Annotated in this window: 9 protein-coding genes; 6 read left to right on the top strand and 3 right to left on the bottom strand. The window is 71.7% G+C overall.

What is annotated here, in order from left to right:
- From Q0R63_RS16830 to lysA, 6 genes are all read left to right on the top strand, one after another.
- On the top strand, nt 1–1,225 hold a 1,225-nt coding region (locus tag Q0R63_RS16830), incomplete at its 5' end, for a sodium:solute symporter (RefSeq protein ID WP_295699799.1).
- A gap of 34 nt (nt 1,226–1,259) precedes the next feature.
- A complete protein-coding gene (locus Q0R63_RS16825) occupies nt 1,260–2,756 on the top strand; it encodes a cytosine permease (RefSeq protein WP_295699796.1) in 1,497 nt (498 codons plus the stop codon).
- Nucleotides 2,753–3,292, top strand: coding sequence for an isochorismatase family protein (locus Q0R63_RS16820; protein ID WP_295699793.1), 540 nt, complete (start codon nt 2,753–2,755; stop codon nt 3,290–3,292). The genes Q0R63_RS16825 and Q0R63_RS16820 overlap by 4 nt, the downstream gene beginning before the upstream one ends.
- Nucleotides 3,293–3,373: 81 nt before the next feature.
- Nucleotides 3,374–4,162 (top strand): GntR family transcriptional regulator, encoded by a 789-nt coding sequence (locus Q0R63_RS16815; protein WP_295699790.1) that lies wholly within the window; start codon nt 3,374–3,376, stop codon nt 4,160–4,162.
- Entirely contained in the window at nt 4,159–5,154 is a 996-nt protein-coding gene (gene rfbB / locus Q0R63_RS16810; protein ID WP_295699788.1) for a dTDP-glucose 4,6-dehydratase, read from the top strand. Before Q0R63_RS16815 ends, rfbB begins: the two co-directional genes overlap by 4 nt.
- Before the next feature lie 50 nt (nt 5,155–5,204).
- Nucleotides 5,205–6,500: a diaminopimelate decarboxylase gene (lysA, locus tag Q0R63_RS16805; protein WP_295699785.1), complete on the top strand. Its 1,296-nt coding sequence runs from the start codon at nt 5,205–5,207 to the stop codon at nt 6,498–6,500.
- Between the two features lie 51 nt (nt 6,501–6,551).
- Here lysA and Q0R63_RS16800 read toward each other — a convergent pair whose 3' ends face one another.
- The 3 genes from Q0R63_RS16800 to mreC form a co-directional block, all read right to left on the bottom strand.
- Nucleotides 6,552–8,519, bottom strand: coding sequence for a penicillin-binding transpeptidase domain-containing protein (locus Q0R63_RS16800; RefSeq protein ID WP_295699782.1), 1,968 nt, complete (start codon nt 8,517–8,519; stop codon nt 6,552–6,554).
- Between the two features lie 65 nt (nt 8,520–8,584).
- Nucleotides 8,585–9,088, bottom strand: coding sequence for a rod shape-determining protein MreD (locus Q0R63_RS16795; RefSeq protein ID WP_295699780.1), 504 nt, complete (start codon nt 9,086–9,088; stop codon nt 8,585–8,587).
- A complete protein-coding gene (gene mreC, locus Q0R63_RS16790; protein WP_295699778.1) occupies nt 9,088–9,933 on the bottom strand; it encodes a rod shape-determining protein MreC in 846 nt (281 codons plus the stop codon). Before mreC ends, Q0R63_RS16795 begins: the two co-directional genes overlap by 1 nt.
- Nucleotides 9,934–9,941 lie beyond the last annotated feature (8 nt).

Genomic DNA, 9,941 nt, shown 5'->3' with positions numbered 1-9,941 from the left:
CGCGCTGCAGCTCGTCGGCATCCAGGCCGTCCTCGAGGTAGCCGGCGTCGGCGGTGGCGGCAACGCCTTCGCCGCCGACGCGCCGCTGTTCGTCGCGTTCATCATCCTCGCGATCTACACCTACACCTCGGGCCTGCGGGCGCCGGCGATCATCGCGTTCGCCAAGGACATCCTCATCTACCTCGTCATCATCGTCGCGGTGATCTACCTGCCGTCGAAGTTCGGCGGCTGGGCCCACATCTTCGACGTCGCCCAGGCCAAGGGCGACGCCTCGGTCGCGGCGGCCAAGACGAGCGGGAAGCCTGCGGCTTTCACCTTCCTACCCGGCGGCCAGCAGTACTGGGCCTATGCCTCGCTCGCACTCGGCTCGGCGATGGCGCTCTTCATGTATCCCCACTCGATCACCGCGACGTTGTCCTCCAAGAGCCGCAACACGATCCGCCGCAACGCGGCGATCCTCCCGGCATACTCCTTCGTGCTCGGCCTCCTCGCGCTCCTCGGGTGGATCGCCATCGCGGCCGGCACCAAGCCGATCGGGCTCAACGGCAAGGCCAACCCGCAGCTGATCATCCCGCAGCTGTTCGAGGACTCCTTCCCGGCGTGGTTCGCGGGAGTCGCGTTCGCGGCCATCGCGATCGGCGCCCTCGTGCCGGCGGCCATCATGTCCATCGCGGCGGCCAACACCTTCACGCGCAACATCTACAAGGAGTGGATCAAGCCGGACGCGACCCCCAAGCAGGAGGCCGAGGTCTCCAAGATCGCGTCCCTCGTCGTCAAGGCGTTCGCCCTCGTCTTCGTCCTCACGATGGACAAGCAGAACGCCATCAACCTTCAGCTCTTGGGCGGCATCTGGATCCTCCAGACGTTCCCGTCGATCGTCTTCAGCCTCTACACACGGTGGTTCCACCGCTGGGGGCTGCTGCTCGGCTGGGCGGTCGGGATGATCTACGGCACGGTCAAGGCCTATGGCGTCGCCAGTGCGGCGACCCCGCACTTCGGTAGCTCGCTCGCGGCGATCGAGGGATGGGGGAACCTGGGCTACATCGCCGTCACCGCCTTCGTCCTCAACGTCGTCGTCTCCGTGGTCGCGACGCTCGTGCTGCGCGCGGTGGACGCACCGGCCGGCACCGACGTGACCATCCCCGCCGACTACTTCGCCGACGAGGGTGACCCGAGGGTGGTCAGGCTGCCGGCGACCCCGGCGGAATCCACCCCGAGCCCCTGAAGCCCTGAAGCCGCTCACGCACTAGCGTGGTCGGATGGCATCCACGACCAGGGCGGGAGCAACCACGCCCATCTCCGGCTCGTCCGTCGAGTCCAACGGCCTCAACGTCATCGCCGAGGGTGAACGCCGCGGGACGCCGCGGGTGCTGTTCTGGCCGTGGTTCGCGTCGAACATCTCGGTGCTGGCCATCCCCTACGGCGCCTACGTCCTCGGCTTCGGCCTGAGCTTCTGGCAGGCCGTTGGCGCCTCCGTGGTCGGCATCGTCCTGTCCTTCCTGCTCTGCGGGTTCGTCTCGCTCGCCGGCAAGCGCGGGTCGGCGCCGACGATGGTCGTCTCGCGGGCATCGTTCGGCATCAACGGGAACCGGTTGCCGTCGTTCGTCTCGTGGCTGCTCACTGTCGGCTGGGAGACCGTCCTCGTCGTCCTCGCCACCCTGGCCAGCGCGACGGTGTTCGAGCGGCTGGGCTGGGGCGGCGGCACGCTCACCAAGGTCATCGCCCTCGTCGTGGTGGTGGCGATCACGGTCACCGCAGGGATCTTCGGCTTCACCCTCATCATGCGGCTCCAGACGTGGATCACCGTCGCCACCGCCGTGCTGACCGTCGTCTACATCGTCCTCGCCAGCAGCCACATCTCCTGGTCCACGGTCTCGGCCCGCCCCGGCGCCGGCCTGCCCGAGGTCATCGGCGCCACCGTCCTGCTGATCACCGCCCTCGGGCTGGGCTGGGTCAACTGCGCCGCCGACTACTCGCGCTACCTGCCGCGCGACGCCTCGAGCGCAGGTGTCGTGTGGTGGACGACGGTCGCCGCATCGATCGGTCCGGTCGTCCTGGTGGTGTTCGGGCTGCTCCTCACCGGGTCCGACGCGGCACTCTCGACGGCCGTGCAGAGCGACCCGATCGGCGCGCTCACGACGATCCTGCCGACCTGGTTCCTGCTGCCCTTCGCGCTCGTCGCGGTCCTCGGGCTGGTCGGCGGCATCATCCTCGACATCTACTCCTCCGGCCTCTCCCTGCTCAGCCTCGGCCTGCGGGTCACCCGTCCGGTCGCCGCGATGATCGACGGGGCCCTGATGACGGTCGGCGCGGTCGTCGTCGTCTTCTTCGCGAGCAACTTCGTCGGTCCCTTCCAGGGCTTCCTCATCACCATGGGCGTGCCGATCGCCGCGTGGTGCGGCATCTTCCTCGGCGACCTCACCCTGCGCCGCCGGGCCTACGCCGACACCGCCCTCTACGACTCCCGCGGGCGCTACGGCTCGGTGCGCTGGTCGGCCGTCGTCCTCATGGTCGTCGGGACCGCGATCGGCTGGGGCCTGGTCGTCAACACCTTCGCCGACTGGCTCTCCTGGCAGGGCTACCTGCTCGGCCCGTTCGGAGGCAAGCAGGGCACCTGGGCCTACGCGAGCCTCGGGGTCCTCATCGCCCTGGCTGTCGGCTACCTCGGCACGATCCTGCTCACCCGCAACGACATTCGCCGCCAGGAGGATGCCGAGGGCGCGCTGGCGACGTCGACCCGCACGGGCTCTGCATGATCGCCGATGCTGACCACACGACCTGCGACGCGCTGGTCGCCATCGACGTGCAGCACGTCTTCGCCGACCCCGGCTCGCCCTGGGGATCCCCCATGTATGCCGCCGCCCGGCCCGAGATCCTCACTCGCGTCGCGGCATACGGCGACCGGGCCGTGCTCACCCGCTTCGTGGCGCCGACGCAGCCCACCGGCGCCTGGCGGGCCTACTACGACCAGTGGCCGTTTGCGCTCGTCGCTCCGGACGACCCGCTCTACACCCTCGTCCCCGAGCTGGAGGGGCGAGCCACCCTCGACCTCGAGACGTTCGGCAAGTGGGGGCCGGAGCTCGCGGCGGCCCTCGGCGACGCCCGCTCGGTCGAGGTCATCGGGCTGGCGACCGACTGCTGCGTCATCTCGACCGTCCTCGCGATGGCCGATGCCGGGCTCGCCGTCACCGTGCCCGCCGCAGCCTGCGGGGGCTCGACGCCCGAGAACCACGAGCGCGCCCTGGCCCTGATGGAGCTCTACGCCCCGCTCGTCACCGTCGTCGGGCCGTAGACCGGCCTTGCTGCAGACACCGCCTCCTGGGTGTGCGAGCCGGGGTGACATGAGCGGCTCCGTCCTGTAACTTACAACTTCATGACAAGTCGGTTCGCCACCATCGCGCACGACCTGCGTGAGCGGATCGCCCTCGGCGAGTTCGGCGGCGTGGGGGCGATGGACTCCGAGGCCCAGCTCTGTGCCCGGTATGCCGTGTCGCGCCCGACCGTCCGCAGGGCCCTCGAGGTGCTGCGCGAGGAGGGACTCGTCGAGTCCCGCCACGGCGCCGGGTGGTTCGTGACCGGCTCCGCCTTCCACCAGCGCCTCGCCATCGGGACCTTCCGGCACGCGACCTCGGCCGTCACCGACGCCGGGAAGTCCATCCAGCGCCGCGTCGTCGAGTTCGGCTTCCGCAGCGCCCCGCTCTCCCTGGCCACGGCGCTCGGCACGGAGGAGGGCGCCGACCTGCTCCACTCGCGATCCGTCAGAACCGTCGACGGTGAGGGGCTCGATGTCGTCCGCGAGTGGGTGCCGATGGCCCACGCCGGCGCGATCAGCCGCGACGCCGCCGCCGCGCCCGGCATCTGGGAGACCCTCAGCCGCCAGGGTCGGCGCATCGTCACCGTCCGCCAGACGGTCACCGCCGGACTCGCCAGCGACTCCGATGCGGAGCTGCTCGGTGTCGCGGTCGGCGACCCGCTGCTCCTCGTGCGCCGCATCGCGACCGGGGCCGACGGCATACCGATCGCGCTGTCCGACCACCGTTACCTGGCCCAGCGTTTCGCGCTCGAGGTCGAGTTCAACTCCGGACCGGCGACCGCCGCGTCCGAGACCCCCGGCCTGCGCAGCGTCCCCGCGCCGGCCACACCGAAGGAGCACACCGCATGAAGGTCCTTGTCACCGGTGGAGCCGGGTTTATCGGCTCCAACTTCGTCCTGCGCATCCGCGAGACCCGACCGGACTGGCAGCTCACCGTCATCGACGCGCTGACCTACGCCGGCAACCGCGACTCGCTCGCCACCGTGGAGGGCGACATCACCTTTGTCGAGGGCTCCATCGCCGACGCGGCGCTCGTCGACCGGCTCGTGGCCGGCACCGACCTCGTCGTCCACTTCGCCGCCGAGTCGCACAACGACAACAGCCTCGACGACCCGTGGCCGTTCATGGAGTCGAACATCATCGGGACCTATTGCCTGCTGGAAGCAGTTCGCAGGCACGACAAGCGAATTCATCACATCTCGACGGACGAGGTCTACGGTGACCTGGAGCTCGACGACCCGAACCGCTTCACCGAGACGACGCCGGTCAACCCCAGCTCGCCCTACTCCGCGTCCAAGGCGAGCGCCGACCTCCTCGTCCGCGCGTGGATCCGGTCCTTCGGGCTCAAGGCGACCCTCTCGAACTGCTCCAACAACTACGGCCCACGTCAGCACGTCGAGAAGTTCATCCCGCGCCAGATCACCGGCATCCTCGAGGACGTCAAGCCGAAGCTCTACGGCGCCGGGGCCAACGTGCGCGACTGGATCCACGTCGACGACCACAACGATGCCGTCGTCGCGATCATCGAGGGGGGCCGGCTCGGCGAGACTTATCTCATCGGCGCCGACGGGGAGCAGAACAACAGCCAGATCATCGCGTTGCTCCTCGAGCTGATGGGCAAGCCGGCCGACTGGTTCGAGCACGTCAACGACCGCCCGGGCCACGACATGCGATATGCCATCGACTCGAGCAAGCTACGCGCAGAGACGGGTTGGACCCCGAAGTACCAGGACATCCGCGCCGGCCTCACCCAGACCATCGAGTGGTACCGCGACAACGAGGCCTGGTGGAAGGGGGCGAAGGCCGCGACCGAGAAGACCTACGAGCGCCTCGGCCGCTGACCCCTCCCCCCTTCCGCCCCACCCCTTCGGCGGCCTGCGACACTGAGCCCGTGACCGTGGAGCGCGCCACCCCCATCGACGAGTGGCCCGCAGCAGCAGCGCTGCTCGGTCTCTTCCCACCCGGGACGGTGCAGGATCCGAACGGCACGCTCGTCGTGGGTGGGGTCCGGCTGGACGTCGTCGCCGAACGGTTCGGCACCCCGGCCATCATCGTCGCCGAGGACGCGCTGCGGCAGCGCGCCCGCGACTACCTCGCGGCCTTCCGCGGCCGCTGGCCGAGGAGCGACGTCGCCTTCGCCTCCAAGGCCTTCCCGTGCACCGCCGTCCAGCGCGTGCTCGCCGAGGAGGGCCTCCACCTCGACGTGGCCGGGGGCGGCGAGATCGTCAGCGCGATGGCGGCCGGTGCCGACCCGGCACGGCTGGTGCTGCACGGCAACGCCAAGACCACCGAGGAGATCGAGCTCGCGGTCGGTCAGGGCATCGGACTCGTCGTCGTCGACAACCACGACGACATCGACCGGCTCGAGCTCATCGTGCCGCCCGGGCGGGTCCAGGACTGCCTCGTGCGCGTCATCCCCGGCGTCGCCGCCACCACGCACGCGTCGCAGGCGACCGGGCACACGGGCTCGAAGTTCGGCCTCCTCCCCGCGGAGGCGGCGCGCGCCATCATCCGGATCGAGCACAGCCCCCGGTTGCGGATGGCCGGACTGCACACCCACGTCGGCTCGCAGCTGCTCGACGTCGACGAACTCGCTGCGGCGGTTGCGCCCGTCGCAGCACTCGGTCACTTCGAGGTCTACGACCTCGGTGGCGGGCTCGGCGCGCGCTACACGTATGCCGAGCAAGCACCGACGCTCGACGCCTACGCCGAGGCCCTGGTCGGGCAGGCCCGGGTCCTGCTGCCCGCGGAGGCGCGCCTCATCGTCGAGCCCGGTCGCAGCATGGTCGCCGCAGCGGCGTGCACGCTCTACCGCGTCACCACGATCAAGCGCGGCGTCGTCACGCACGTCGCGGTCGACGGCGGGATGGGCGACAACCTCGAGGTCTCACTGACGGGCCAGCGCTTCGAAGCCACGATCGCGGACCGGGTCGGTGGCGGCCAGCCGGTCGCCCTCGTGGGGCGACACTGCGAATCGGGCGACCAGCTCATCGACTCGGTCCCGCTACGGGACGCCGCGGTCGGCGACCTCCTGGCCGTCCCCGTGACCGGGGCCTACTGCTACACGATGTCCAACCAGTACAACGGTGCTCGCCGCGTGCCGGTCGTCTTCGTCCGGGGCGGCGAGGCCCGGCTCGTCGTCCGCCGTGACACCTGGGACGACCTGCTCTCCCGCGACGTCGGCTGACCGCTCCCCCCGACCTGTTGAGGGTTGGGGGTTCGGGGCGGGTCGGCCACGTCAGGAAAGGGGTTGGGCGCGAAGGGTCTGCCAGATCTGGCGGGCGGCAGGGGCGGCGGCACTACCGCCGGTGCCGGCCTGCGAGATCATCACCACCACGGCATACCGCGGGTCGGTGACCGGGCCGTAGGAGGCGAACCAGCTGGTCGCCTGCTTGCCGAAGACCTCACCCGAGCCGGTCTTGCCCGCGAGGGGGTATGCCGCCTGGGGCCACCCCGCGAACACGCCCGACGCGGTGCCCTGCGTGATCACCCCCTGGAGTGCGGTGTCCAGGAACGCCTTGACCCCTGGCTGCAGACCGACCGACCCGACCCTGACCGGCGCGATCGGGATGCGGTCGGTGCCGTCCTGGTCCTGCGTGGCGGCCGCGACCTGCGGCGTCCAGAGCGTCCCGCCGTTGGCGACCGCGGCATACACACGGGCCAGCTGCAGTGGCGTGACGAGCACGTCGCCCTGGCCGATGGCGAAGTTCGCGGCGTCGCCGGCGCGGTACTGGAATCCTGTCGTGCAGCTCTCGACCGCCAACGCCTTGAGGTAGGTGGCCCGGCCGGGGTCACTGGCGGCGACCTCGGGGTAGCCGGTCTGCGCGCGCCGGCACAGGGTGACCTTGGACTCCTCCCACGTGCTGCGCTTCCAGGTGCGGTCGGGGATGCGACCTGCGGTCTCCCCGGGGACGTCGATCCCGGTGAGGTGCCCGAGACCGAACGAGTCTGCCGACGCCACAAAGGGATCGGCGGCGTCCGAGGCTGCCGACAGGCCGCCCTGGGCCAGCCAGGACTGGTAGGCGAAGCGATACCAGATCGTGTCGCAGGAAACCTCGATGTTGCGGGCGAGGGTGAGCGGCCCGAAGGATCGCGACTCGTAGTTGTGGAACACGCGGTCACCGACCAGGACGGATCCTGCGCAGTCGTAGGTGCCACCGAGATCGACCCCAGAGGCGGCCGCGGCGTCGACCGAGACGACCTTGAACGTCGACGCCGGGGGCATCGCCCCGCCGGTGACCCGGGACACGAGCGGGGTGCCGGCGGCGGGATCGGTGAGGCTGGCGAGGGCATGCTGCGTGATGCCCCCGGTCCACACCGCGGGGTCGTAGGTGGGATAGCTCGCCGCGGCGACCACCGCGCCGGTCCGGACGTCGAGGACGACGGCAGCCCCGGAGTCGGCGGCGAATCCGGTGCTGCGCGAGGTCGCAACCGCCTGCGCCAGGGCTTGCTCCGCGCTGGCCTGCACCGGTGCGGCGATGTGAGTGACCACGTCGCGGCCCGCCACCGGGCTGGTCCCCGACACGCGTCTCGTGACGGCGCCGCGTGGGTCGACCGCGACCGTCGTGCTCCCGTGGATGCCGCGCAGGACGCTGTCGTACTGCTCCTCCAACCCGGCCCGGCCGACCGACTCCGTGTCGGTCACCGCACCCCCGCTCGCGGCGACCTCGGCGGCGTCGGCCGGACCGACGTAGCCGAGGAGGTGGGCGGCATTGACCCCGTCGGGCGACGGGAAGCTGCGCCGCGAGGTCGGGAGGACGCCGACACCGGGATTGAGCTCAGGGCGTTCGAGCAGGGTCAGGGCCCGACGGGGGTCGACGCCGTCGAGCACCGGGATGGGCTGGTAGGCCGATCCGGCGAAGCATCGTGGGATGGGCGGCGCACCTGGTGATCCGCAGGGAAACGTCCTGTCCCACAACGGTCCTGAGGCTACGCCGAGCTCTGCGGCGACCCTGTCCACGAGCGCGCGGCCACCGTCGCGCGCCGCGAGGAGCGTCCGTCGTTCGATGGTCACCGAGAGCGTGGCGGTGTTGGCGACGAGCGGTCGGCCCGTGGCGTCGAGGATGCGACCACGCACCGCGGCCTGGACGACGGTGCGCGTGCCGAGCGCGGCGCCGGCTCGCGCATAGTCGGACTGCTGCACCACCTGCACCTGTCCGAGGCGGCCGAGCAGGAGCGCGAAGAGCGAGACGACGAGGGCGCCCATGACCCACACCCGGGGGTGCCGACCGCCACGGTGCCCCACCACCCGGCCCCGAGCTTGCCGCGTGCTCACGCGAGGCGCCGTTGCACGAGGGCGCGGTCGACGGCGATGCAGACGGGGAGCAGCAGCACCCCGGCGACGACGGTGGCGGCGGCGCGGGACAGCGCCGCCGCAGGGTCGACCACGCCGTCGCCGACGACCGCGAAGACGAGCCGGCCCGCCCCCACGACGAGGGCGGCGACGGCGAGGGATCCCAGCGGCGCCAACGGCCCCCGGTTGCCGGGGTGATGGAACGCACCGGCGGCCGCGCCCGCCGCGGCATACAGCAGGGCGGTCGCTCCGAGGGGTGAGCCACCGGGCGGCACGAGGTCGACGACCCACCCCGCGGCCAGCCCGAGCAGCGCGCCGTGCAGCGGGCCGCGCAGGACGGCCGAGGCCGCGACGAGGACGAGGACGAGGTCGGGGACCCAGCCGGCGGGAACCCCGAGGCGCGGCAGGATCGTCGCCGCGGCGAGTGCGCCGATGACCACCCCTGCGGCGCGCAGGAGCCCGAGCAGCGTGGGCCGTGGCATCAGGGGACGGCCTTGGCTGCAGCCGGCGACCGGGGCGAGTCCCGCGGCCCGCCGAGCAGCACGGCGACCACGTCGAGGCGCCCGGGGTCGACGGCAGGACGGATGACCGCGGTCGCTGTGAGCTGACCACGCTGCGGGTCGACAGAGGCAACGCGGCCGACGACCAAGCCTGCTGCGTATGGCCGCTCACCGACACTACCGAGCGTCGTGACGAGGTCGCCGACCGCGATGTGCCCCTGGTCGACGAGGATGAGCGACAGCATGCCGCGAGGGCGGGGCGGCGCGTCGGGAGGCGTCGTGGCGCTCACCGCGCCCATCGACCCCGCGCCCATCGACCTCGCGCCACCGACGCGCACCCCGACGGTGAGGTCGGCGCCGCCGAGGACCCGGACGTCGCTCGACCATGGACCGACGCTGACCACCCGGCCGACGAGACCGTCGGCCGCGACGACCGCGAGGCCGGGCTCGACCCCGTCGCGCGACCCGACGTCGAGGGTCACGGCGCGCGCCCCCGAGGCCATGGTCGTCGAGGCGATGACGCGGGCCGCCAGGGCGCCCGGCTGGTGCCCTGCCGGCGATGACAGCAGCAGACCGAGCCGGGCGGCCTCCGCCAGCGACGCCCGATCGTGCGCGAGCTCGGTGTGCAGCAGGACGTTGTCCTTCTCGAGCCGAGTCGTCCCGGTCGGGTCTCCCCCGGCGAGGACCCGCTGTGCCGGGCCGGCGGCGACCGCGCCGGCGGCCCGCAGCCGCATCGGGACGACCGACCCGCCGAGGTCGAGGAGCACCATCAGCAGGGTCAGCCCGATCCCGACCACGAGGATGCGGCGGCGGACGACCGGGGTCACGCTGCAGG

The sequence above is a fragment of the Lapillicoccus sp. genome (genome assembly GCF_025353065.1).
Lineage (GTDB): Bacteria > Actinomycetota > Actinomycetes > Actinomycetales > Dermatophilaceae > Lapillicoccus.
Note: the sequence above shows the minus strand (reverse complement) of the source record. Positions and strands in the feature narration are given on the sequence as shown.